Annotated in this window: 18 protein-coding genes; 8 read left to right on the plus strand and 10 right to left on the minus strand. The window is 67.7% G+C overall.

Features of this window, described 5'->3' with window-relative positions; genetic code table 11:
* Nucleotides 1-194: 194 nt before the first annotated feature.
* Nucleotides 195-638 carry a hypothetical protein gene (locus tag AC3ANX_RS05635; protein WP_488336039.1) on the plus strand — a complete coding sequence of 148 codons (444 nt, stop codon included), beginning with the start codon at nt 195-197 and terminating at the stop codon, nt 636-638.
* Between the two features lie 10 nt (nt 639-648).
* Here AC3ANX_RS05635 and purD read toward each other — a convergent pair whose 3' ends face one another.
* On the minus strand, nt 649-1,911 hold the full coding sequence (purD, locus tag AC3ANX_RS05640; protein WP_488336040.1) for a phosphoribosylamine--glycine ligase: 1,263 nt from the start codon (nt 1,909-1,911) through the stop codon (nt 649-651).
* Between purD and xseA the strand changes: the two genes are divergently transcribed.
* The 4 genes from xseA to AC3ANX_RS05660 all read left to right on the plus strand — a co-directional run bounded on the left by xseA (nt 1,910) and on the right by AC3ANX_RS05660 (nt 7,611).
* Complete coding sequence (gene xseA, locus AC3ANX_RS05645; protein ID WP_488336041.1) at nt 1,910-3,286, plus strand: exodeoxyribonuclease VII large subunit; 1,377 nt, start codon at nt 1,910-1,912, stop codon at nt 3,284-3,286. The genes purD and xseA overlap by 2 nt on opposite strands.
* A 12-nt stretch (nt 3,287-3,298) precedes the next feature.
* Entirely contained in the window at nt 3,299-3,496 is a 198-nt protein-coding gene (locus tag AC3ANX_RS05650) for a DUF2093 domain-containing protein (protein ID WP_488336042.1), read from the plus strand.
* Nucleotides 3,496-4,428 carry a peptidoglycan DD-metalloendopeptidase family protein gene (locus tag AC3ANX_RS05655; protein ID WP_488336043.1) on the plus strand — a complete coding sequence of 311 codons (933 nt, stop codon included), beginning with the start codon at nt 3,496-3,498 and terminating at the stop codon, nt 4,426-4,428. The genes AC3ANX_RS05650 and AC3ANX_RS05655 overlap by 1 nt, the downstream gene beginning before the upstream one ends.
* Nucleotides 4,429-4,662: 234 nt before the next feature.
* On the plus strand, nt 4,663-7,611 hold the full coding sequence (locus AC3ANX_RS05660; protein ID WP_488336044.1) for a TonB-dependent receptor domain-containing protein: 2,949 nt from the start codon (nt 4,663-4,665) through the stop codon (nt 7,609-7,611).
* Between the two features lie 73 nt (nt 7,612-7,684).
* Here the strand turns inward: AC3ANX_RS05660 and clpB are convergent, their stop codons facing one another.
* Entirely contained in the window at nt 7,685-10,264 is a 2,580-nt protein-coding gene (clpB, locus tag AC3ANX_RS05665; protein WP_488336045.1) for an ATP-dependent chaperone ClpB, read from the minus strand.
* A gap of 110 nt (nt 10,265-10,374) precedes the next feature.
* On the opposite strand from clpB, the gene AC3ANX_RS05670 reads away from it, so the two are divergent.
* Both AC3ANX_RS05670 and AC3ANX_RS05675 read left to right on the plus strand, forming a co-directional pair.
* Nucleotides 10,375-13,182 (plus strand): M16 family metallopeptidase, encoded by a 2,808-nt coding sequence (locus AC3ANX_RS05670; protein ID WP_488336046.1) that lies wholly within the window; start codon nt 10,375-10,377, stop codon nt 13,180-13,182.
* A 30-nt stretch (nt 13,183-13,212) separates the two neighbouring features.
* The gene (locus tag AC3ANX_RS05675; protein WP_488336047.1) at nt 13,213-13,515 is read left to right on the plus strand and encodes a hypothetical protein; all 303 of its coding nucleotides are present in this window, start codon (nt 13,213-13,215) and stop codon (nt 13,513-13,515) included.
* An 18-nt stretch (nt 13,516-13,533) separates the two neighbouring features.
* Here the strand turns inward: AC3ANX_RS05675 and AC3ANX_RS05680 are convergent, their stop codons facing one another.
* From AC3ANX_RS05680 to AC3ANX_RS05700, 5 genes are all read right to left on the minus strand, one after another.
* Nucleotides 13,534-13,884, minus strand: coding sequence for a GFA family protein (locus AC3ANX_RS05680; RefSeq protein ID WP_488336048.1), 351 nt, complete (start codon nt 13,882-13,884; stop codon nt 13,534-13,536).
* 17 nt (nt 13,885-13,901) lie between these two features.
* Nucleotides 13,902-14,972: a 5-(carboxyamino)imidazole ribonucleotide synthase gene (locus AC3ANX_RS05685; RefSeq protein ID WP_488336049.1), complete on the minus strand. Its 1,071-nt coding sequence runs from the start codon at nt 14,970-14,972 to the stop codon at nt 13,902-13,904.
* Between the two features lie 94 nt (nt 14,973-15,066).
* Nucleotides 15,067-15,546, minus strand: a complete 480-nt coding sequence (gene purE, locus AC3ANX_RS05690) for a 5-(carboxyamino)imidazole ribonucleotide mutase (RefSeq protein WP_488336050.1) — start codon at nt 15,544-15,546, stop codon at nt 15,067-15,069.
* Between the two features lie 93 nt (nt 15,547-15,639).
* The gene (locus AC3ANX_RS05695; protein ID WP_488336051.1) at nt 15,640-16,467 is read right to left on the minus strand and encodes an alpha/beta fold hydrolase; all 828 of its coding nucleotides are present in this window, start codon (nt 16,465-16,467) and stop codon (nt 15,640-15,642) included.
* A 34-nt stretch (nt 16,468-16,501) separates the two neighbouring features.
* On the minus strand, nt 16,502-17,200 hold the full coding sequence (locus AC3ANX_RS05700) for a pirin family protein (protein ID WP_488336052.1): 699 nt from the start codon (nt 17,198-17,200) through the stop codon (nt 16,502-16,504).
* Nucleotides 17,201-17,305: 105 nt separating this feature from the next.
* Here AC3ANX_RS05700 and AC3ANX_RS05705 point away from each other — a divergent pair, with 105 nt between their 5' ends.
* The gene (locus AC3ANX_RS05705; RefSeq protein WP_488336053.1) at nt 17,306-18,217 is read left to right on the plus strand and encodes a LysR family transcriptional regulator; all 912 of its coding nucleotides are present in this window, start codon (nt 17,306-17,308) and stop codon (nt 18,215-18,217) included.
* A gap of 160 nt (nt 18,218-18,377) precedes the next feature.
* On the opposite strand, the gene AC3ANX_RS05710 is transcribed toward AC3ANX_RS05705, so the two are convergent.
* The 3 genes from AC3ANX_RS05710 to AC3ANX_RS05720 form a co-directional block, all read right to left on the minus strand.
* Nucleotides 18,378-20,756, minus strand: a complete 2,379-nt coding sequence (locus AC3ANX_RS05710) for a TonB-dependent receptor (protein ID WP_488336054.1) — start codon at nt 20,754-20,756, stop codon at nt 18,378-18,380.
* 117 nt (nt 20,757-20,873) lie between these two features.
* Nucleotides 20,874-21,389, minus strand: a complete 516-nt coding sequence (locus AC3ANX_RS05715) for a hypothetical protein (RefSeq protein WP_488336055.1) — start codon at nt 21,387-21,389, stop codon at nt 20,874-20,876.
* Between the two features lie 98 nt (nt 21,390-21,487).
* Nucleotides 21,488-22,441, minus strand: a complete 954-nt coding sequence (locus tag AC3ANX_RS05720; protein ID WP_488336056.1) for a hypothetical protein — start codon at nt 22,439-22,441, stop codon at nt 21,488-21,490.
* Nucleotides 22,442-22,588 lie beyond the last annotated feature (147 nt).

The raw sequence follows: 22,588 nt of genomic DNA on the forward strand, positions 1-22,588 counted from the left end.
AGAAGCGACCTTTGATCCGTTTTGCGTTTGCACCGGTTTAGCCGCGGCGCTGTTAAGACCAGCTAATAAGCTACGGTGAAAAAACGCTTGTTCAGGCCCTACGCATTCTTCCGCAGCGCGGCGATGCCGCTGGCACCGTTCTGCCGGAAACCGCGCACGCGGCAGCGCGTTGGGGTGTCGAAAGGAACCCCTCCATGCGCTTACCCGTGATCGCCACCGTGCTGCTCGCCGCCGCCGCGCCCGCTCTCGCCCAGACCGACACCGCGCCCGCGCCCGGCTCCGGCGTCCATGTCGAGGCGGTGACGCTCCACCCCGGCGACACGCGCGCCTTCACGCTCGCGGCGGGCAAGAGCCACCAGTTGCTGTACGCGACCGACCCGGCGCACCCGGCGCCCAAGGCGATTGTGGTGACGTATCAGATGTCGGGCGCGAACTCGGTCGTGACGGTGACGAGCCGCACCGGCTATCCGACCACCGGCACCGTCCTCGCCGACCGGCAGGGCGACGGCGGCTATACCGAGGCGGGCAAGATCACCGCGCGCGGCGACGGATCGACCGTGATCCAAAGCTACCCCGGCGCGCTCGGCACGATCACCTTCGGCGGGTTCGACGGCGGTCCGCAGGGGCAGGGCGGGTAAGCGTAACCGCTTATTCCTGCCGCGCGATCTCGCGCCAGCCGATGTCGCGACGGCAGAAGCCGCTCGGGAAGTCGACCGCATCGACCGCCGCATACGCCGCCGCCTGCGCAGACCGCACGTCCGCGCCGCTTGCGGTGACGGCGAGCACGCGGCCACCTGCCGCGACGAGCTGACCATCTGCGATGCGCGTGCCCGCCTGGAACACCTTCGCCCCGGTCGCCTCGGCCGCGTCGATCCCGCCGATCGCGCCGCCGGTCTCGGGCGTGCCGGGATAGCCGCGCGCGGCCATCACCACCGTCAGCGCGGTCGTGTCCGAGAACCGCGCCGCGCCGCGCGAGCCGAGCGTGCCATTGGCGACCGCGAGCATCACCTCGAGCAGGTCTTCCTCCAGCCGCAGCATCAGCACTTGGCATTCGGGATCGCCGAACCGCGCGTTATATTCGATCAGCTTGGGGCCTTCTGCCGTCAGCATCAGCCCGGCATACAGCACGCCGGAGAAGGGCATGCCCCTCGCCGCCATCGTGCGGACGGTCGGCCAGACGATCTCCGCGATCGCGCGGGCCTCCAGTTCGGGCGTCAGCACCAGCGCGGGGCTGTACGCGCCCATGCCGCCGGTGTTGGGGCCGGTGTCACCATCGCCAACGCGCTTGTGGTCCTGCGCGGAGCCGAACGGCAGGATTGCGGTGCCATCGGTCAGCACGAACAGGCTGGCTTCCTCGCCTTCGAGGAATTCCTCGATCACCGCCTCACCGCCCGGCGCGGCGAACAGGTCGCGCAGAGCCGCCTCGGCCTCTTCGCGCGTCTCGGCGACGGTGACGCCCTTGCCAGCCGCGAGGCCGTCCGCCTTGACCACAACAGGAATGCCGAAGCGATCAAGCGCCGCCAGCCCCGCGTCGAGCGAGGTCACGCGCGCATAACCGGCGGTCGGGATGCCGGCGCGGTCGCACAGCGCCTTGGTGAAACCCTTCGATCCCTCAAGCTGCGCCGCCGCCGCCGAGGGGCCGAACACCGCGATGCCGGCCGCGCGCAGCGAATCGGCCAACCCGTCGACCAGCGGCGCCTCCGGGCCGATCACGACCAGCCCGAGCGCCTGCGCCCGCGCGAAATCCACCACCGCGCCGTGATCGGTCACGTCGAGCGCGACGATCTCCGCGTGCGCCGCGATGCCCGGATTGCCCGGTGCGGCGAACAGCGTATGGAGGCGCGGCGATTGCGCGAGCTTCCAGGCGAGCGCATGTTCGCGGCCCCCCGAGCCGATCAACAGGACATTCATGGCGGACCCCTTCTACGATACGGCGCGGCTGGTAGCCGAGGACTCGCCGGGCGACAACGCCGCGCCGCTTTCGGTCGCGGAACTGGCGGCGAAGCTCAAGCGTGTGGTCGAGACCGAGTTCGGCCATGTCCGGCTGCGCGGCGAGATTTCGGGTTACAAGCGTGTCGCCTCAGGCCATGCGTATCTGAGCCTCAAGGACGACGGCGCGGTGATCGACGGCGTGATCTGGAAGGGGCAGGTGGGCATGCTGCCGTTCCAGCCGCAGGATGGGATAGAGGTGATCGCGACCGGGCGCATCACCACCTATCCCGGCCGCTCCAAATACCAGATCATCATCGAGCGGATGGAACTGGCCGGCGAAGGCGCGTTGATGGCGCTGCTGGAAAAACTGAAGGCCAAGCTTGCGGGCGAGGGGCTGTTCGAGACGACGCGCAAGCAGCGGCTGCCGTTCCTGCCGCGCGTGATCGGCGTCGTCACCTCGCCTACGGGCGCGGTGATCCGCGATATCCTCCATCGGCTTGAGGATCGCTGCCCGACGCATGTGATCGTCTGGCCGGTCAAGGTGCAGGGCGACGGCTCGGCGGCGGAGGTCGCGGCGGCGATCCGTGGCTTCGATGCGATCCAGCCGGGCGGGCCAGTGCCACGCCCCGATCTCGTCATCGTCGCACGCGGCGGCGGCTCGATCGAGGATCTGTGGTCGTTCAACGAGGAGGTGGTGGTCCGCGCGATCGCGGGCTGCTCGATCCCGATCATCTCGGCAGTCGGGCATGAGACCGACACCACGCTCGCCGATTATGCCGCCGACCTGCGCGCGCCGACCCCGACGGCGGCGGCGGAGATGGCGGTGCCCGTGCTGGCGGACCTGCGCCTCACCCTCGCCAGCCACGGCCAGCGTACCGAGAAATGCGCGCGCCGTTACCACGAACGCGGGCGCGAGCGGCTCGAGGCGCTGGTCCGCGTGATCCCCAAACGCGACGCTTTGCTCGGGCCCCAGCGCCAGCGCGCCGACGACCTCGGCGCGCGGCTCGACCGGGGGCTGGAACGGCGGGTGACGCTGGCGCGCGGGGTGCTCGATCGCTCGTCCGGCGCGTTGCGGCCGGCGGTGCTGGCGCGCCAGCTCGACGCCGCGCGCGACCGGCTGGAGCGGACATGGCGGCTCGCCCAGTCGCTCAACCCCGATGCATTGCTCGACCGCGGTTATGTCCGCGTCACCGCGCGCCCGTCGGGTGATACGCTCGTCTCGGGCGCTGCGGCGCGCGCGGCGGGGGCGGTGACGCTCCACTTCCGCGACGGCGCGGTCGACGCCAAGGTTGAGCGGGCGGGCGGCAAAGCCTATGACCGCAAGCCCGAGCCCGCCCAGCCCGACCTGTTCTGACGAGATCGCCTTATGCTGATGCCCAACACCGATCGCCTCGCCCGCCTGCACTATATGGCGAACGGTTTCCGCGTGCTGTCGCCGGGCGATCACGTCGCCTGCGCGGTGAGCGGCGCGCGCATCGTGCTGGAGGATCTGCGCTATTGGAGCGTTGTCCGGCAGGAGGCTTACGCCAGCGCAACGCTCGCCACCGAGGCGCTGAAAGCCTGATGCGCGGGGCAGGCGGTCCGCTCGCGAGCGTCGCCATCCTGCTGCTCGGCAGTTGTGCGGCGGTGCCGCCGCCCCGGACTGCCCAGCGCCAGACCGTCCAGCCCGCTCCGCCGAGTGCCGCCGCGCGCGTGCCGACCGTCCAGCCGCACCGCCGCGCCGGGCCGGCGACGTTCAGCTATTCGGGCAGCATGACGCAGGGCGGGCTGGTGATCGGCATCGCCCCGGCCGGCGCGACCGGCGTGACCGTCAACGGCGCGGCGGTGCCCGTCGCCGACGACGGCCGCTTCGTGTTCGGCTTCGACCGTGACGCCGGGCCGAGCGCGCAGATCGTCGCAACGCTCGATGATGGCTTGCAGGTGCGCGACCAGCTCACCGTCGCACCGCGCGCGTGGGACGTGTCGCGGCTGGCGACGCTCCCCAAATATCCGGTGCCCGCGCCCGAGTTCGCGCGGGTCCGCCCCGGCGAACTCGCGCAGATCGCCGCCGCGCGCCGCATCGTCACCGATGCTGAAGGCTGGCGGCAAAGCTTCCTGTGGCCTGCGACCGGGCGCATTTCGACGCTGTTCGGATCGCAGCGCATCTACCGGAACGGCGAGGCGGGCGCGTATCATTCCGGGCTCGACATCGCCAAGCCGACCGGCTCGGTGGTGCTCGCGCCCGCCGACGGCGTAGTGATCCTTGCGGCCGATCATCCCTTCACACTCGAAGGCAATCTGCTGATGCTCGACCACGGCATGGGCGTGAACAGCGCGTTTCTGCACCTGTCGCGGATCGACGTGCATGTCGGCGATCATGTGCGGCGCGGCCAGCCGATCGCGCGGTCGGGCATGACCGGACGGGCTACGGGGCCGCATCTCCACTGGGCGATCCGCTGGCGCGACTCAAAGCTCGATCCTTTGCTCGTCGCCGGGCCGATGCCGGGCGCGCATTAAACCGGCAGCAAGTTGCCGGTTTGGCGCGCGTTTATTGCGCCGGTAACGCACATCTGTTGCAATATGGATACAGCGTTCACGAAAGTGACTTGCTTCTGAAGGTGCGACTTTACAGCTTTGAAACGGGGCCGCATTCCTCCGGCATTGTCCTGGGCGCAGCGGATTGCGGCGCAGCGGGATTCGAACGCTCGTGCATGGCGCGCAGATCGCCACCGGGCCAAAAGAGGGACTTTGATGATCAGCACTCTTCGAATCGCTGGCAAGGCGCGTCTTCTCGTCGCCACCGCGCCGTTCGCCATGATGCTCGGCGCAGCGCCGGCATTTGCGCAGGACACCTCGTCCTCGCCTCAGCCCGCTGTCGACGCCGGCACCGCTGCTCCCGACGCGGCCCCCAAGGACATCGTCGTCACGGGCTCGCTGTTCCGCCAAGCGGTCACGCCGTCGCCGGTTACCACGCTCTCGACCGAGAACCTCGACCAGCGCGGCATCCAGACGATTCAGGAGGGCATTCAGCGTCTGTCGTCGAACAACGGCGCCGCGCTGACCAATTCCTTCACCGCAAACGGCGCGTTCGCCGGCGGTGCGTCGGCGGTTTCGCTGCGCGGCCTGTCGAGCAGCTCGACGCTGGTCCTGATCGACGGCCTGCGCGCCGCTTACTACCCGCTCGCGGACGATGCGACGCGTAACTTCGTCGACCTGAACACGGTTCCGGACGACATCGTCGACCGTATCGAAGTGCTGAAGGACGGCGCGTCGTCGAGCTACGGCGCGGACGCGATCGCGGGCGTGGTCAACATCATCACCAAGCGCAGCATCGAAGGCGTGTCGGGCCGCGCGGAAGCGGGCATCTCGGGTGACGGCATCGCACCGAGCCAGCGCCTGACGCTGACCGCTGGCCACGGCAACCTCGATAACGACGGTTACAACGCCTATATCAGCGGCTTCTACTATCATAGCGGCTCGGTGAAGAACAGCGACCTGCGCGCGCCGTTCAACTCGTCCGACCAGAGCGGGATCGGTGGCCCGAACAACATCGTCAGCGCCGACAACTTCGGCGCGACCACGGCTGGCCCGAACACCTATGTTCGCCCGACCGGTGGCACGCAATATTCGTTGCTGAGCAACGGCTGCGTCAACGGCAACCCTGTCACCGCGGCACAGAGCGCCACCAGCGTCATCCCGAACACGATCTGCGCCACCGACGCGATCAACAGCTACGGCGTCGTCGCCCCGAACATCGAACGCTTCGGTGGTTCGGCGAAGTTCAGCGCCAAGATCGGCGGCAACTCGGAAGCCTATGCCGAGTTCAACTTCCTGCAAACCAACACGCAGTACACCGGCGATCCGTCGGTGATCTACGCGAACGCGCCCGCCGGCATCTACAACCAGCCATATTCGACGCGTTCGAGCACGGCCGCCTACGCCGCGGGTTCAGGCGCGCTGACGCTGCCGGTCTATGTCTGCGCCGCCCGCGTCAACTGCAACGCAACCAACGGCACGCTGAACCCGAACAACCCCTATGCCGCTTCGGGTCAGACCGCGCAGATCATCGGCGCCCTGCCGAACTCGGTCACCAGCGACGCAACGCGCTACCGCGTGTATCGCGCCGCCGCCGGTATCCACGGCACCGTGTTCAACGACTGGGACTACCGGGTCGACCTGACCGCGATGCACACCGATCTGCGTCGCACGCAGAACGGGTATGTCTATATCCAGCATCTGCTCGATGAGATCGCGGATGGCAGCTACAACTTTGTCAATCCGTCGGCGAACAGCGCTGCGGTGATGAACTACCTCGAGCCGACCAACATCACCGACTCGAGCTCGGATCTGTACCAGGCGCAGGCAAGCGTGAGCCATGCGATCTTCCAGCTGCCGGGCGGTCCGCTCCAGCTCGGCGCCGGCGCGTCGGTCTATTACGAAGCGGTCGACTCGCCGAGCGCCAACTCGGACATCAACGGCGCGACGCAGCGTTACTTCACGATCAACGCGTTCGGCACCGAGGGGCACCGTACGGTCGCCTCGGCATTCGGTGAAATCAACGCGCCGATCTTCGATCAGCTCTTGCTGAACGCCTCCGGTCGCTACGATCACTATTCGACCGGTCAGGGCGCGTTCTCGCCGAAGGTGGGCGCCAAGTTCACGCCGATCAAGCAGCTGACGATCCGCGGCACGTGGTCGCGCGGTTTCCGCATCCCGAGCTTCGCGGAAGCCAACGCGCTGCCGACGACGGGCTACGTCACCAACTCGGCGGCGTTGTTCAACGATAACTACCTGGCGCAATATGGCTGCTCGACTGCGAACTTCAGCACCGCATGCCCGACCTACCTGCGTTCGGGCAGCTATGGCTCGACGACGCTCGCGTCGCCGAACCTGAAGCCGGAGAAGTCGCGCAGCTTCACCGGCGGCATCGTGTTCGAGCCGATCCGCAACGTGTCGTTCTCGGTCGATTACTTCAACATCAAGAAGACCAACGCGATCACGTCGCTGACGGCGGGCGATGCGCTTTCGGCCTATTACTCGGGCCAGGCAATCCCGGCGGGCTTCACGATCACCGCCGATGCGCCGGACCCCGCGCATCCGAATGCTCTGCCGCGCGTCCTCTACGTGACGTCGGCGCTGGTCAACGCGAACACGCTTCAGTCGTCGGGCGTCGACTTCGGCATCAACAGCCGCGTTCAGATTGGTGGCATCACCTGGACGAGCAACCTCGATGCGACCTGGCAGATCGAGCTGAGCACGACCTTCCCGGACGGCCACAAGGAGACGTATGTCGACACGCTCGGCAACTACAACCTGACCGCCGGCTCGGGCACGTTCCGCTGGCATGGCAACTGGCAGAACACGTTTGAGAAGGGCCCGATCGCGCTGACGGGCACCGTGAACTACACCTCGGGCTACAACCTGTCGGCGGAAGACCAGGGCAACGCGTATGAGGATTGCGGCCTCGCACCGTCGCCGGCCTACACCGGCTGCCGCGTGAAGAGCTACATCACGTTCGATCTCAACACGAGCGTCAAGGTCAACAAGAGCATGACCTTCTACGTCAACGTGCAGAACCTGTTCGATCGCCTGCCCGGCATCGATCCTGCGACGTACGGCGCGTATCTGTACAACCCGGTTCAGGCTGGCGAGGGCATCTACGGCCGTCGCTTCCTGGCGGGCGCGAAGTTCAACCTGTAACGGTTGAATCCGCCGAAACGAGAAGGGCGGCTCCGCGAGGAGCCGCCCTTTCTTTTTGTCCTAAGACGGCAAGTTACGCGACGCTCAGCTCCAGTCTGCCGTCGCCTTCATCGACCCGCACCGTCGCGCCGTCCTTCACCTGACCGCGCAGGATCAGGTCGGCGAGCGGGTCTTGCAGGTAGCGCTGCACCGCGCGCTTGAGCGGCCGCGCGCCATAGACCGGATCGTAGCCGACCCGCCCCAGCCACGCCCGCGCGCCCTCGGTAAGATCGAGCGTCACCTTGCGATCGGCAAGCAGCTTGTCGATCCGCCGCACCTGGATGTCGACGATCGGCGCCATCTCGCTCTGCCCCAATCGGTGGAACAGCACGATCTCGTCGAGCCGGTTGAGGAACTCGGGCCGGAAATGTCCGCGCACGATCTCCATCACCTGCGGCTCCACGCTCGCGACATCCTGCCCGTCCTCCAAGGTGGTCAGGAACTGCGAACCGAGGTTCGAGGTCAGCACGATGATCGTGTTGGTGAAATCGACCGTGCGGCCCTGACCATCGGTCAGCCGCCCGTCGTCGAGCACCTGCAACAGCACGTTGAACACGTCGCCGTGCGCCTTCTCGACCTCGTCGAACAGGATCACCTGATAGGGCCGCCGCCGCACCGCCTCGGTCAGCACGCCGCCTTCCTCGTAACCGACATAGCCGGGCGGGGCACCGATCAGCCGCGCGACCGCGTGCTTCTCCATGAACTCGCTCATGTCGATGCGGACCATCGCCGAGGGGTCGTCGAACAGGAACTCGGCGAGCGCCTTGGTCAGCTCGGTCTTGCCGACGCCGGTCGGCCCCAGGAACAGGAACGATCCCATCGGCCGGTTCGGATCCTGCAACCCGGCGCGCGAACGCCGCACCGCAGTCGAGACGGCACGCACGGCGGCGGCCTGCCCGATCACGCGCTTGCCGAGCGCTTCCTCCATCTGGAGCAGCTTCTCGCGCTCGCCCTCCATCATCCGGTCGACCGGGATGCCGGTCCAGCGGCTGACCACCCCGGCGATATCGTCGGCGGTGACTTCCTCGCGCAACATCGCGCCCTTGGTCGCACCCTGCGCCTCCGCCACCTGCCGTTCGAGCGCGGGGATGCGCCCGTAGGACAGTTCGCCAGCACGCGCGAGATCGCCCGCACGCTGCGCCTGATCGAGTTCGAGCCGGGCGGCGTCGAGCTGCTCTTTCAGCTTGGACTCGGCGGCGATCTTGTCCTTCTCACCCTGCCAGCGCGTGGTCAGTTCGGCGGATTGCTGTTCGAGGTTGGCGAGATCCTCCTCCAAGGTGGCGAGCCGGTCCTGCGACGCCTCGTCGCTCTCGCGGCGCAGCGCCTCGCGCTCGATCTTCAGGCGTAGGATGCGGCGGTCGAGCGTCTCGATCTCCTCGGGCTTGCTCTCCACCTCCATGCGGATGCGGCTGGCGGCCTCGTCCATCAGGTCGATCGCCTTGTCGGGCATGAAGCGATCGGTGATGTAGCGGTTCGACAAGGTCGCCGCCGCGACGATCGCGCCATCGGTGATGCGCACGCCGTGGTGAAGCTCGTACTTCTCCTTCAACCCGCGCAGGATCGAGATCGTATCCTCGACGCTCGGCTCGCCGACGAACACCGGCTGGAATCGACGCTGGAGCGCGGCGTCCTTCTCGACATACTTGCGATATTCATCGAGCGTGGTCGCGCCGACACAGTGCAACTCGCCGCGCGCGAGCGCCGGCTTGAGCAGGTTGGACGCGTCCATCGCGCCGTCGCCTTTGCCCGCACCGATCAGCGTGTGCATCTCGTCGATGAACAGCACGATGTCGCCTTCGCCGGCCTTCACCTCGTCGAGCACGCCCTTCAGCCGCTCCTCGAATTCGCCGCGATATTTCGCACCGGCGATCAGGCTGCCCATGTCGAGCGCCATCAACGTGCGATCCTTCAGCGTATCGGGCACGTCGCCATTGGCGATGCGCAGCGCGAGCCCCTCGGCGATCGCGGTCTTGCCGACGCCGGGTTCGCCGATCAGCACCGGATTGTTCTTGGTGCGCCGCGCGAGGATCTGGATGGTACGGCGGATCTCCTCGTCGCGGCCGATGACGGGATCGAGCTTGCCGTCGCGCGCCGCCTGCGTGAGATCACGCGCGAACTTTTTCAGCGCGTCGTAGCGGTCTTCCGCCGAAGCGGTGTCGGCGGTGCGGCCGCCGCGCAACGCGTTGATCGCGGCGTTGAGCGCCTCCGCCTTCACGCCCGCTGCCTGCAACGCCTTGCCCGCCGCCGTGCCCGGCGACAGTGCCAGCGCGACCAGCAGCCGCTCGACGGTGACGTAGCTGTCGCCGGCCTTTTGCGCGATCTGCTCGGCCTGGTCGAGCACGCGCACCAGATCGTTGTCGATGCCGGGCGACTGTTGCGCACCGCTGCCCGACACCGCCGGGATCTTCGACAGCGCGAGGTCGGTCTCGGACAGCGCGCGCTTGGCGTCGCCGCCGGCCGACTGGATCAGCCCGCTCGCCATGCCCTGCTCGTCCTCGAGCAGCGCCTTCAGCAGATGCTCGGGGGCAATCCGCTGGTGGCTCATGCGGATCGCGACGGTTTGCGCCGATTGCAGGAAGCCCTTGGCGCGGTCGGTGAACTTTTCGAGATTCATGTGGGTGAAATCCCTCCTTTAACGCACCGGCATATGGTGTTGCCAATTTACAACACAAGCCCCTGCGATGCGGCATGGTAGCGCACGCGCCGACCTACCGGGATGAAATCATGCGTCTCAAAGCCCTCGCACTTATCGGAACCGCTATGTTCCTCGCCCAGCCTGCCGAAGCCCGGACCGCCAAGCCAGCGCCGGTCGCGTCGCTGATCCGGCAAGTCGACATCCCCTATACGCAGTTCACGCTCGCCAACGGGCTGCGCGTGGTCGTCCACACCGATCGCAAGGCGCCGATCGTCGCGGTGAGCGTGTGGTACAATGTCGGCTCCAAGTTCGAGCCCAAGGGCAAGACCGGCTTCGCGCATCTGTTCGAGCATCTGATGTTCAACGGCAGCGAGAATGCGCCGGGCGATTTCTACGCGCCGTTGAAGCAGGTCGGTGGCACCGACATGAACGGCAGCACCTATTTCGACCGCACCAATTACTACGAGACGGTGCCGACCACCGCGCTCGACCGCGCGCTGTTCCTCGAAAGCGACCGGATGGGCTATCTGCTCGGCGCGGTCAGCCAGGCGACGCTCGACCGGCAGCGCGGCGTGGTGCAGAACGAGAAGCGGCAGGGCGACAACCGCCCCTACGGCCTCGTCCAGTACAAACTGACCGAGGGGCTGTTCCCCGCCGATCACCCCTATGGCCATACCACGATCGGATCGATGGCCGATCTCGACGCTGCCAGCCTTGCCGACGTGAAGGACTGGTTCCGCTCGCATTATGGCCCCAACAACACCGTGCTGGTGCTGGCCGGGGACATCGACGCGGCGACCGCCAGGCCGCTGGTCGAGCAGTATTTCGGCGCGATCCCGCGCGGGCCGGAAAACAAACTGCCCGCCGTCGATATCCCGACGCTGACCGCGCCGAAATACGAGGTGATGAAGGATCGGGTCGGTGCGACCATGCTGATCCGCAGTTGGGCGGTGCCGGGGCTGAACGATTCCGACGCGACCGCGCTCGACGTGGCGGCTGGCGTACTCGGCGGGTTGTCGAGTTCGCGGCTCGACAACGCGCTGGTGCGCGGGGAGAAGCTGGCGGTCGAGGTCAGCGCCTATAACAGCAGTTTCTCGCAGCTCGGCACCTTCACCGTGCGCGCGGTGGTGCGGCCGGGCGTCGATGCGGCGCTGGTGGCGAAGCGGCTGGACGCGATCGTCGCGGACTTCCTCAGGACCGGGCCGACCGCTGACGAGCTGAGCCGCTACGTCACGCAGACCGTATCCGGCACGATCGCCAGCCTCGAAAAGGTCGGCGGGGGCGGCAAGGCCCGCGTGCTGGCGGAGGGCGCGCTCTATTCGGACGATCCCGGCTTCTTCAAGAAACAGCTTGGCCGTCTCGCCGCGGAGACGCCCGCGCACGTTCGCGACGTTGCGGCGAAGTGGCTGTCGCGCCCGGTCTATGCCCTCACGGTCGAGCCCGGCGCGCGCGACGCGTATGCCGAGGCGGTGGTGCCGCCGCCCGCGCCGGTCGCGCACCAGCCGGAGCCGGTGGTGAAGGGCACGCGCGGGAGCATCCCGCCCGCCGGCGCGGCGATCGACCTGACGTATCCGAAGATCGAACGCGCGCGGCTGAGCAACGGCATCGAGATCGTCTATGCGCACCGCCAGGCCGTGCCGTTCACGCGGGCGGTGCTGAGCTTCGACGCCGGGCTCGCCGCCGACGCGCCGGGCAAATCGGGCACCGCGCAACTGGCGATGGCGATGCTGACCGAGGGCACCGACCGGCTCACCTCGACCGGGATCGCCGAGGCGAAGGAGCGGCTCGGCGCGGGGATCGGCATCGGCATGAGCGCGGATCGCACCAGCGTTTCGTTCGGCGCGCCGAGCGCCAATCTGCTGCCGGTGGTCGACCTGCTCGCCGATCTGGTCCGTCACTCGGCCTATGCACCTGCCGAGATCGAGCGCAAACGCGCCGAGCAACTCGCTGGTGTCGCACAGGAACTGACCGATCCGGGCAGGCTCGCCAATCGGGTGCTGCCGCCGCTGCTGTATGGCGCGGCCTCGCCCTATGCCAAGGCGAATGGCAGCGGTGATCCGGCGGCGATCGCGCGCGTGACACGCGACGATCTCCTCGCGTTCAATCATGCCTGGCTGCGCCCCGACAAGGCCAAGCTGTTCGTGGTGAGCGACCGTCCGCTTGCCGAGATCACCGCAGCGTTCGAGCATGGTTTCGGCGACTGGACCGGCACCGGCGCACCCGGCGTGAAGTCCTTCGCCGCGCCGCTCGTGCCGACCGCGCCGAAGATCGTGCTGGTCGACCGGCCCGATTCCCCGCAGTCGGTGATCCTCGGCGCGTTGCCCACCGCGCGCGCCGGCACCGACGAACTGCTGCCGGTGATCGTCGCCAACGACGCGCTCGGCGGCGGTTTCCTTGCGCGGATCAACATGAACCTGCGCGAGGACAAGCATTGGGCTTACGGCGCGAGCGGGGGCTTCTCCCGGCTGCAACACGCCGCGCCTTACCTTGTCAGCGCGCCGGTGCAGGCGGACAAGACCGGCCCGGCGATCCTCGAACTTCGCAAGGAAGTGTCCGGCTACGTCACCACCGCGCCGATGACGCAGGCGGAGTTCGATCGCGCGATCGCCGATGCGACCCGCTCGCTGCCCGGTGAGTTCGAGACGTCGAACGCGCTGCTCGGCGCGATGCAGAACAACGATCTGTGGCAGCGGTCCGACGATTATTATGCGCACATCACGCAGGCATATCGCGCGCTGACGCTGGATCAGGTCAACGCGGCGGCGCGTGCAACGATCGATCCGGCCCGCGCGTTCTGGGTCGTGGTCGGGGATGCCAAGGTGGTGCGCCCGCAGCTTGACACGATCGGCTTGCCTGTCGAGGTGATCCCGGCGGCATCGGTCGCGACCGCGCGCTGATTTGGGCGCGAGACAGAAGGAGTTCAGGTGATGGCGGCAGTCGACGGAAATTGGGATGTCGTGGTGCGCACACCGCTTGGCGACCAGAAGGCTGTGCTCGCGGTGCAGAGCGCAGGGGCGAGCTTCACCGGCAACCTGAGCGGTGCGCTCGGCGCGGTGGAGATCCCGAACGGCACGGTCGACGGCGACACGCTCGCCTGGGTGATGTCGATCACCTCGCCCATGCCGATGACGCTCGAATGCAGCGCGACCATCGACGGCGATGCGCTGACCGGGACGGTGGGGGCGGGGATGCTCGGCAGCTTCCCGCTGGCGGGTACGCGCAAGGGCTGACCGGCTGATTGGGTGGCGCTAGTAGCTGGCGCCATCGACCAGCCGGCGCGGCAGATTGCGCCACACGGCGGGGTCGAACATGCGGAGATTGACGCCGACGCGCGGATAAGCCGGATCGGTCGGCGTCCAGTGCGTCGTGCAGCCGCAGGTGGGACAGTGCCACAGGTCGAGCGCGCGATCGCCCTGCTGATACGAGACGCTTTGCCCGCTCACGGTCAGGGCTTCGGGCGCGCAATACTGCCATAGTCCGGCGGTGCGTCGGCAGATCGAGCAATTGCACTCGGCGGCTTCCGACGGCATGTCCCGCAAGACGAGCTGGACGCGCCCGCAATGGCAGCTTCCGTGATGCTCGGGCACCGTGTCGCTCATGACCGCTGCGCCGGGCTTCAGGCGCGCCCGATCCGCGTGACATGCCCCATCTTTCGGCCCGGCCGCACCTCCTTGCCATAGAGGTGCAGGTGCGCGCCCGGCTGGGCGAGGATCTCGGCCCAGCGATTGGCATCCTCGCCGATCAGGTTCTCCATCACGACCGTCGGCGCGGTGAGGCCGGTATCGCCGAGCGGCAGGCCGCAGATCGCGCGGATGTGGTTCTCGAACTGCGACGTCACCGCGCCCTCGATCGACCAATGCCCGGAATTGTGGACGCGCGGCGCCATCTCGTTAAACACCGGGCCGTCGGCGCCGGCGAAGAACTCGCACGCCAGCACGCCGACATAGCCGAGCCGGTCAGCAATGCGCCCGGCCAGCGCCGCCGCCTCGCCCCATTGCGCGGCGATCTCGGCGGGGGCAGGCAGCGAGGAGCGGGCGAGGATGCCGTCCTTATGTTCGTTCCACGGCGGCGGGTAGCTCACCATCATACCGTCGGCACCGCGCGCGAGGATGATCGAGAATTCGTGGTCGAACGCGACGAAGCCTTCGAGGATCGCCGGCCGCGCGCCGATCGACGCCCAGGCGGCCTCAACCTCGGCGGCGTCGTGGATGCGGACCTGGCCCTTGCCGTCATAGCCGAGCCGCAGCGTCTTGAGGATCGCCGGTGCGCCGATCGTCGCGAGTGCGGGATGCAGTTCGTCGAGGCTCTCGACGCGTGCCCACGGTGCGGTGCGCCCGCCGAGTTCGGCGACGAAGCTCTTTTCCTCGGCCCGGTCCTGCGCGACGCCCAGCGCGGCGGGGGCGGGGTGCACCGGCACCTTGGCGGCGAGGTACACGATCGGATCGAGCGCGATGTTCTCGAATTCGTAAGTGACGACATCGGCGATGGCGGCGAATTCGTCGAGCACGATGCGGCTGTGGTAATCAGCCCGGGTGAAGCTGCCGGCGGTCTGCGCGGCGACGCTCTCGGCGTCGGGCGCAAGGATGTGCGTGCGATAGCCGAGCTGCGCGGCCGCCACCGCGAGCATCCGGCCAAGCTGACCGCCGCCGAGGATGCCGATGGTGGAGCCGGGGGGAAGGGGTTTCAAGATTTCAACTCCACCCGTTCATCCCGAGCGAAGTCGAGGGACATGCGCAGGTGCCTCGACTTTGCTCGGCACGAACGGAGGTGGGCCTGAACGATCATGCGGGATCGGTCGCGACGCTATCGGTCTGTGCCGCGCGCCACGCCTGCAACCGCGCGGACAGCGGCGCATCCGCAAGCGCGAGGATCGCGGCGGCGAGCAGCGCGGCGTTCTTCGCACCCGCCTTGCCGATCGCGAGCGTACCGACCGGCACGCCCGCCGGCATCTGCACGATCGAATAGAGGCTGTCGACGCCGCTCAGCGCCTTGGACTGGACCGGCACGCCCAGCACCGGCAGATGCGTGATCGCCGCCGCCATGCCCGGCAGATGCGCCGCACCGCCCGCGCCGGCAATGATGACTTTCAGCCCACGCCCGGCGGCGGCTTCGGCATAGTCGTACAGCCGCTTGGGGGTGCGGTGTGCCGAGACCACCTTGGTCTCGTGGGCGATGCCGAGTTCGGTCAGGAGATCGGCGGCATGGTGCATCGTCTCCCAATCGGAGGTGCTGCCCATGATGATGCCGACCTGCGGTTCCATGCCGAGGCCGTAGCGGCGACACGGCGGCAGGGCAACGCCTCACGCGCAAAGACGCGACACTTTCGTGCCACGCCTTTCCGATTTTCGTAACGATCAGCCTTTCACGAAGGCCAGCAGATCCTTGTTGATGACGTCGGCGTGCGTGGTCAGCATGCCATGGGGATAGCCGGGGTAGGAGATCAGCTTGGCACCCGGCACCAATGTCGCGGACACCCTGCCGGTGGTCGGGAACGGCACGACCTGATCGTCCTCGCCGTGCAGCACGAGCGTCGGTACGGTGATCGCCTTGAGATCGGCGGTGAAGTCGGTTTCGGAGAAGGCCTTCACCCCGAGCGTATGCGCCAGCACGCTGCCCATCATGCCCTGCCGCCACCAGTTGCGGCGCACGCCTTCCTTCACCTCCGCGCCGTCGCGATTGTAGCCGAAGAAGGGCAGGGTGAAGTCGTAGTAGAATTGCGCGCGGTTGGTGGCGGTCTGTTCGCGCACCATGTCGAATACCGAGATCGGCACGCCGTCCGGGTTGCTGTCGGTCGCGACCATGATCGGCGCGACCGCGCTGACCAGCACCGCCTTGGCGACGCGGCCCGGCTTGGCGCGCGCGACATAGCGGGCGACCTCGCCGCCGCCGGTCGAATGGCCGATGTGGATCGCGTCCTTCAGGTCGAGGTGATCGGTCAGCGCGACCACGTCGGCGACATAGGTGTCCATGTCGTGCCCGGTCGCCGATTGCGACGAGCGGCCATGCCCGCGCCGGTCGTGCGCGATCACGCGATAGCCTTCGCCGAGGAAGAACATCATCTGCGCGTCCCAGTCGTCGCCGGAAAGCGGCCAGCCGTGGTGGAACATGATCGGCTGAGCGTCCTTCGAACCCCAGTCCTTGTAGAAGATCTCGGTGCCGTCGGCGGTGGTGATGGTGGCCATGATGTGTCTCCCTTTGGTCTTGCGGTGGTAAAAATCAGGCGGCGTCGACGAGGACGATCTCGGCGTCGTCGTTAGCGGTGATGTGCAGCAGCGTCTCACCCGTGATAGCGGCACCATCGCGCGCGTCGAGGGTCACGCCGTTGATCTCGACCGAACCCTTGGCGAGCACCAGATAGGCGTGGCGGCTGGCGTCGAGCGCATAGTCGGTGCTCTCGCCCGCCTTCAGCGTCGCACCGGAGATGCGCGCATCGGTGCGGATCGGCAGCGCATCGGCATCCTCGGCGAACCCGCTGGCGAGCGTGACGAACTGGCCGGAGCGTTCGCCCTTGGGGAAAGGCTTGGCGCCCCAGGAGGGCTTTTCCCCACGCGTCTTGGGCTCGATCCAGATCTGGAAGATCTGCGTGGTGCCGGCCTCCTTGTTGTATTCGGAATGGCGCACGCCCGAGCCGGCGCTCATCACCTGCACGTCGCCCGCTTCGGTGCGGCCGATGTTGCCGAGGCTGTCCTGATGCGTGATCGCGCCTACGCGGACATAGGTGACGATCTCCATGTCGGCGTGGGGGTGCGGCGGGAAGCCGGTGCCGGGTGCGATCGTGTCGTCGTTCCACACGCGGATCGCGCCCCAGCCCATCTTGGCGGGATCGTAATAGCCGGCGAACGAGAAGTGATGCTTGGCGTCCAGCCAGCCGTGGTTGGCGCCGCCGAGTTGATTGAAGGGCCTACGGTCGATCATGGTGCAAACTCCCTGTGTGGAGCGGCCTTCGCTCCTGACCCGTTGAAGATGCGGCTGATCGCCACTTGACGAAAGAGCAATGATGGCATTGTATCATTGCCGAAAATGACACGTCGTCTCCCCGATCTCGAAGCGTGGGCGATCTTCGCCAAAGTCGCCGAATGTGGTTCGTTCGCCGGTGCCGCGCAGGCGCTCGGCCTGTCGAACCCGACCGTGTCCAAGGCGATCGGCCGTCTCGAGGCCCGGCTCGGTGTCGCGCTGATCGCGCGCACCTCGCGTCGCTTGTCGCTGACCGACGGCGGTCGCGCCGCGTTGGTGCGCGCCGCGCGCATCCTTGCCGAGGGCGAGGCGGTGGAGGACGAGGCGACCGAGCAATCCGCAGCACCGCGCGGGGTCGTGCGGATGAGCGCGCCGCTGTCGTTCGGGATCAGCTATCTCGGCGATGCGCTGCCGCCGTTCCTCGACGCCTATCCCGACGTGACGCTCGATCTCGCGTTGAGCGACCGGCGGGTCGATCTGGTCGCGGACGGGTTCGATCTCGCCTTGCGGATCGCGCGGCTGGAGGATTCGTCGCTGCTCGCACGGCGGCTGTGCGCGGTGCGCATCCTGCTGGTCGCCTCGCCCGGCTATCTCGACGCGCGGGGACGGCCGACGCATCCGGCCGAACTCGCCGCGCACCGCGCGCTCGCCTATACCGGCAGCGGCACGCGCGGGGTGTGGCGCTTCACGCATCCGCGCTTCGGCGAGGAGGTGGTCGAGCCGCCGGTGCGCGTGTGGACCGACAATGTCGACATGCTTGGGCCGGCGTTGCTCGCCGGGCAGGGGCTGGCGCTGCAACCCGAGTTCCTGGTGTGGCGCGACATCGCGGCCGGGCGGCTCGAGCTGGCGATGCCCGGATGGACGGTCGCCCCGCTCGCGCTCCACCTGCTGATGCCGCCGTCGCCGCTGCGGCCGCTCCGGGTGCAGGTGCTGATCGACTACCTCGCCAAGGCGCTGGCGACGCCGCCTTGGGCGTGATCTTTCTACCCCGTTCGTCCCGAGTAGCCGCCGAGTAGCCCGTGAGGGCGTATCGAGGTGGCGTGTCGAGGGACGCGTGATCGCACGCGACCTGTGCCTCGATACGCGCCCTCGATATGGCTTCGCCTACTCGGTCGCTACTCGGCACGAACGGCGGGCGCTACTGCCGCGCGCGGAAGGTCACGCCGATCGTGCGTGGGTCGCTCGGCGTACCGAGGATCAGCCCCGAATTGCCGGCCTGAATGGTCACGTTCTGGATGTAGTTCGCGTCGAACAGGTTGCGCGCGAACACGTCCACTTCCCAGCCGGCCTTGTTGCGATAGCCGAGGCTGGCGTTGACCAAAGTATAGCCCTTGATGAGCGTGTAGGCGGAGTCGGTCGGGTCGCCGTACTGCTTGGTGCGCGACACCGAATCGGCGTGGAGAATGAAGTCGCCGTGCAGCGCGGGCACCGGCAACGTATAGTCGCCGCCCGCCGAGACGGTCCATTTCGGCAGGCTCGACAGCGGCTTGCCCGACAGGTTGCAGACGGTGGTGGCGGTGCCGATCTGCTCGATCGGGCAGGGGCCGTTGGGGTAGGAATCGTACTTGCCGTCGGCATAGGCGACGGATCCGCGCAGCGAGAAGCCGGTCGTGATGATCGCGGTCGCGTCCGCCTCGAACCCGCGCACTGTCACCTTGGGGATGTTGGCGAGATAGGTGCGCAAAGCGACCGCCGCGCCGGTATCGGTCACGTTCGCCTGAAAATCGGTGACGCGCGTGTAGAAACCGTCGATGTTGAAGATCAGCCGCCGGTCGAACAGCCGCGTCTTGAGGCCGACCTCATAAGCGGTGTTGGTCTCGGGCTTGACCACCGCCTTCGAAAGCGCGGGCAAATTGTTGTTGTCGAGCGGCAGGCCCGACATGTTGATCCCGCCCGATTTCGCTCCGCGCGCGAAGCTCGCATAGCCGAGTACGCCCGAGGTAAAATCATAGGAGACGTTGGCGCGCCCGGTCAGGCTGCCGCCGTCGACCTTGGCGCTGTAGGTCTGCCCGCGCAGGATCGAAAGCTGGCTGTTGATCTGCGCCTGCGTAAGCCCGGTCGGGCCGCCGAAGGTGTAGGTATCGTAGCTGCCCGTCTTGTCCTCGTAGGTGTAGCGCAGGCCCCCGGTCAGCGTCAGCCCGGCCGCCGGCCGCCAGTTGACCTCGCCGAATGCGGCATAGCTGTTCGACTGGAAGTCGGTCCGCCCGTCCGAGCCGTAACCGTCGAGCAGATTGCCCGGCAGCGCCGCCGACGGCCCGCCGAGCAGCCAGTAGGTCGCGAGCGGCCCGTAAATCGAGATCGGCCGCCCGATCACGCGCTGGCGGAAGAAGTAGAGCCCGCCGACATAGCTGATCGCGCCGGTGCCGTTCGAGGCGAAGCGCAACTCCTGGCTATACTGGTCCTGCCGCGACGGGATGTGCTGGCTGGTCTGGATCGGAATGCCGGTATAGTCGCGGTCGTTCGCCGCATCCCAGTTCCAGAACCGCCACGCGCTGACCGAGGTGAGCGTTACCGGCCCGACGTTCCAGTCCGCCACCGCCGACACGCCGCCCTCGTTGGTGTTGGTGCCGACCGCCGCGTCGATATCGGTCACGCGATCATAGGGGTTGAAGCTGGCGGGCGTGTATGCGCCGCCGGGGAGATGCGCGGCGAGATAGGCATATTGCCGCGTCGCCGCCTTCAAGGTCGGGGCGACGCGCAGATAGACCTGCGTGCAGCAATCGCTCTCGAAATTGCTGAAATCGGCGGTGAGGCGGAGCTGAAACGCTTGCGTGGGCTTGATGAGCAACTGCCCGCGCACGGCCTGACTGCCGAGCGTGTTCTGGTCGGCACCCGTGCGGGTATTCTGGATAACGCCATCGCGCCGCGTGACCACCGCCGAGATGCGCCCGGCCACCGTATCGCCGATCAGCGCGCCCGATGCGGCCGCCTTGGCCTGCACGTAGTCGCGGCTGCCGACCGACACCTCTTCATACGCTTCAGGGGTGAACGTCGGTGCCCGCGTGGAAATGCTGATCGCGCCTGCCGTGCTGTTCTTGCCGAACAACGTCCCCTGCGGGCCGCGCAGAACCTCGACATGGTCGATGTCGCTGAAGTCGAATGCGGCGGTGGCGGGGCGCGCGTGATAGACCTGATCGACGTAATAGCCGACCCCGGGTTCGAGCCCGTCGTTCGCCTGGCTGACCGCGACCACGCTCGACCCCAGGCCACGAATGGTGAAGGCGGTGTTGCGCGGGTTCGCCGAACTGTAGTTGAGCGACGGCACCAGCACCGACAACCCCTGCGTGTTGACCGTGTACGACCGGTCGAGCAGCGCCCCGCCCACCACAGAGAGCGCGCCGGGGATGCTCTGCGGATCTTCCGCGCGGCGGCGGGCGGTGACGAGGATGTCGGCATCACCCGGCTGATCCGCTGACGGCTCGGCGGCGGGGGCAGGTGGTGCATCGGCGGCATGCGCCACGAACGGCGTGCAGGCGAGAAGCGTCGCGATGGCCGCGCGCAGAACCGGATATGTCACGAAAACCCCTTTTCGTAGCGGCGTGCCGCTTGCCCGTTTCGGGCGTTGGCGGGGCTTATTGTATATCGTGGGATATAGTTCAACCCACGACGTCGATCCCGGTACGCGCCTGGAATATCAGGCGAGCGGCCCGCCGTAGCGGCGCAACCCGGGCGTGGCCGCAGCGGTGGAGCCGTCACGCAGCATCGCGGCGTCCTCGGTGATCGGGATGGTGCCGGGCAGCAGGCGCAGGATGCGGCGGACGTAATCGGCATCGCCGAAGCGCATCACGAACACGCGCCCGCCGCGCACCCGCAGCACGAGCGCTTCGCCGGTCATCGTGCGGCGCGCGTCGGCATGCTCGATATCGCTGAAGTCGAGATGGCGACGGCGCAGCGCACGCAGGTCAATGCCGGCGGGACCGACCGCGAACTCCGGATTGATGCTGTTGCTGGACGCTCCGCCGAAAACGCCAGCACGCGTGTGGATCGCGCGCACCGGAAAACTGGTGGCGCCGTCCGCGCCGATCGTCGGCGGCACTGCCAGCCGGCGGCGTTGCGCGCGGAAGATCCAGAACAACAGCGCGCCCGAGATCAGGAACACGGCCGCGATCATGGCGGGCAGTACGATCGTGAAAAGGGTCGACTCGTCCATACCGGTGGTCTCCGCCGCAGCGCGGAGACCTTAGCCGCAAATGGGCATGTGATCGAGACGGTAACCGGCTCTACCGGCCCGACGCAGGCGCGGGGATCTTACCCCACCGGCAGCCCGGCGCGTTTCACCGCACCGAGATAGCCGCGCATCGCATCGCTCGCCCCGGACGACAATTCCATGAACGCGCGCCGCCGGTCGAACGGATCGGGTACGCGCACCAGCATGCCGGCTTCGGTCATCTTGGCAATCCAGCGCAAGGCGGTGGTCGGCGCGACGGCGGCGGCGATGCACAGGCTCGACACCGAGACCTGCGCGCGCTCCAGTTCGGCCGCGAACAGGTCGAGCAGGATGTCCCATGCCGGATCCTCGAACAGTCCGGCATCGAAATACTGGTCGCGCAGCCGCCGCGCGCGGATCGCGGCTCGCACCTCGCGCGGCGCGACCGGCGGCGTGTCGCTTGCGGTGGCGAGCGGCTGGGCGGTGTATCCGGCCGTGCGATCGGCGATGCGGCCACGCGGAGACTCCTCCGCGTCGGTGCGGCTGAGCCGGGCGAGCGTCTCGGCGATACGCGCAATCTCCTCGTTGAGGCGGCGCAACCGCACCGCCTCGACATCGCGCGCCGAATCGGAAAACCGCTCGCGTCCGTCGTGCGAGAGCGACAGCGCATAGGCACCGACCCGCTCGGCAAGCGACGGCGCGCACAACAGCTCGACGTGCGGCCCGAACATATTAGCGGCGACGAGATCGACCTGCGAGGAGGCGAGCGCGACGACCAGCCGTGCCTCGTTCTCGCGGGCGAACAGATCGACGTGCGGCAGCGCGGCGGCCAGTGCGCCCTCGTCCGCGCCTTCGCAGTCGAGCGCGATCAGTTGCAGCGGCCCCTGCGTTTCCAGTCGCGCCGCCGCCCCCGCCCAGCCGACCCGCCCCAACATCCGCGCGCCGGTCGCGTCGATCGCGGCAGCGGCTTCGGCGCCGTCATGATCGGCGATCACCAAAGCGGCTGCCGCAGCGGCCGGCGGCCGCGCACTCTCCCATCCTTCCCACCTGTTCATCTCGGCTTCCCTGCTTTTTCCCCATGTACAAACTACGCATTTATCCAGAATGGAGCAGGTGGGAAGCCTCCATTATGGACTTGTTAACGATAATTTCGGTGTTGATGTTTGCTGCGCCGCGAAATCGCTCCAAAATTAGCGCCAGCG

Source organism: Sphingomonas sp. BRN-1R, from assembly GCF_057748035.1.

What these genes read in the sequence shown, in the direction of transcription:
- AC3ANX_RS05635 (WP_488336039.1), top strand. Translation starts at nt 195, where the DNA reads ATGCGCTTACCCGTGATCGCCACCGTGCTGCTCGCCGCCGCCGCGCCC.
- xseA (WP_488336041.1), top strand. Translation starts at nt 1,910, where the DNA reads ATGGCGGACCCCTTCTACGATACGGCGCGGCTGGTAGCCGAGGACTCG.
- purD (WP_488336040.1), bottom strand. Translation starts at nt 1,911, where the DNA reads ATGAATGTCCTGTTGATCGGCTCGGGGGGCCGCGAACATGCGCTCGCC.
- AC3ANX_RS05650 (WP_488336042.1), top strand. Translation starts at nt 3,299, where the DNA reads ATGCTGATGCCCAACACCGATCGCCTCGCCCGCCTGCACTATATGGCG.
- AC3ANX_RS05655 (WP_488336043.1), top strand. Translation starts at nt 3,496, where the DNA reads ATGCGCGGGGCAGGCGGTCCGCTCGCGAGCGTCGCCATCCTGCTGCTC.
- AC3ANX_RS05660 (WP_488336044.1), top strand. Translation starts at nt 4,663, where the DNA reads ATGATCAGCACTCTTCGAATCGCTGGCAAGGCGCGTCTTCTCGTCGCC.
- clpB (WP_488336045.1), bottom strand. Translation starts at nt 10,264, where the DNA reads ATGAATCTCGAAAAGTTCACCGACCGCGCCAAGGGCTTCCTGCAATCG.
- AC3ANX_RS05670 (WP_488336046.1), top strand. Translation starts at nt 10,375, where the DNA reads ATGCGTCTCAAAGCCCTCGCACTTATCGGAACCGCTATGTTCCTCGCC.
- AC3ANX_RS05675 (WP_488336047.1), top strand. Translation starts at nt 13,213, where the DNA reads ATGGCGGCAGTCGACGGAAATTGGGATGTCGTGGTGCGCACACCGCTT.
- AC3ANX_RS05680 (WP_488336048.1), bottom strand. Translation starts at nt 13,884, where the DNA reads ATGAGCGACACGGTGCCCGAGCATCACGGAAGCTGCCATTGCGGGCGC.
- purE (WP_488336050.1), bottom strand. Translation starts at nt 15,546, where the DNA reads ATGGAACCGCAGGTCGGCATCATCATGGGCAGCACCTCCGATTGGGAG.
- AC3ANX_RS05695 (WP_488336051.1), bottom strand. Translation starts at nt 16,467, where the DNA reads ATGGCCACCATCACCACCGCCGACGGCACCGAGATCTTCTACAAGGAC.
- AC3ANX_RS05700 (WP_488336052.1), bottom strand. Translation starts at nt 17,200, where the DNA reads ATGATCGACCGTAGGCCCTTCAATCAACTCGGCGGCGCCAACCACGGC.
- AC3ANX_RS05705 (WP_488336053.1), top strand. Translation starts at nt 17,306, where the DNA reads ATGACACGTCGTCTCCCCGATCTCGAAGCGTGGGCGATCTTCGCCAAA.
- AC3ANX_RS05715 (WP_488336055.1), bottom strand. Translation starts at nt 21,389, where the DNA reads ATGGACGAGTCGACCCTTTTCACGATCGTACTGCCCGCCATGATCGCG.
- AC3ANX_RS05720 (WP_488336056.1), bottom strand. Translation starts at nt 22,441, where the DNA reads ATGAACAGGTGGGAAGGATGGGAGAGTGCGCGGCCGCCGGCCGCTGCG.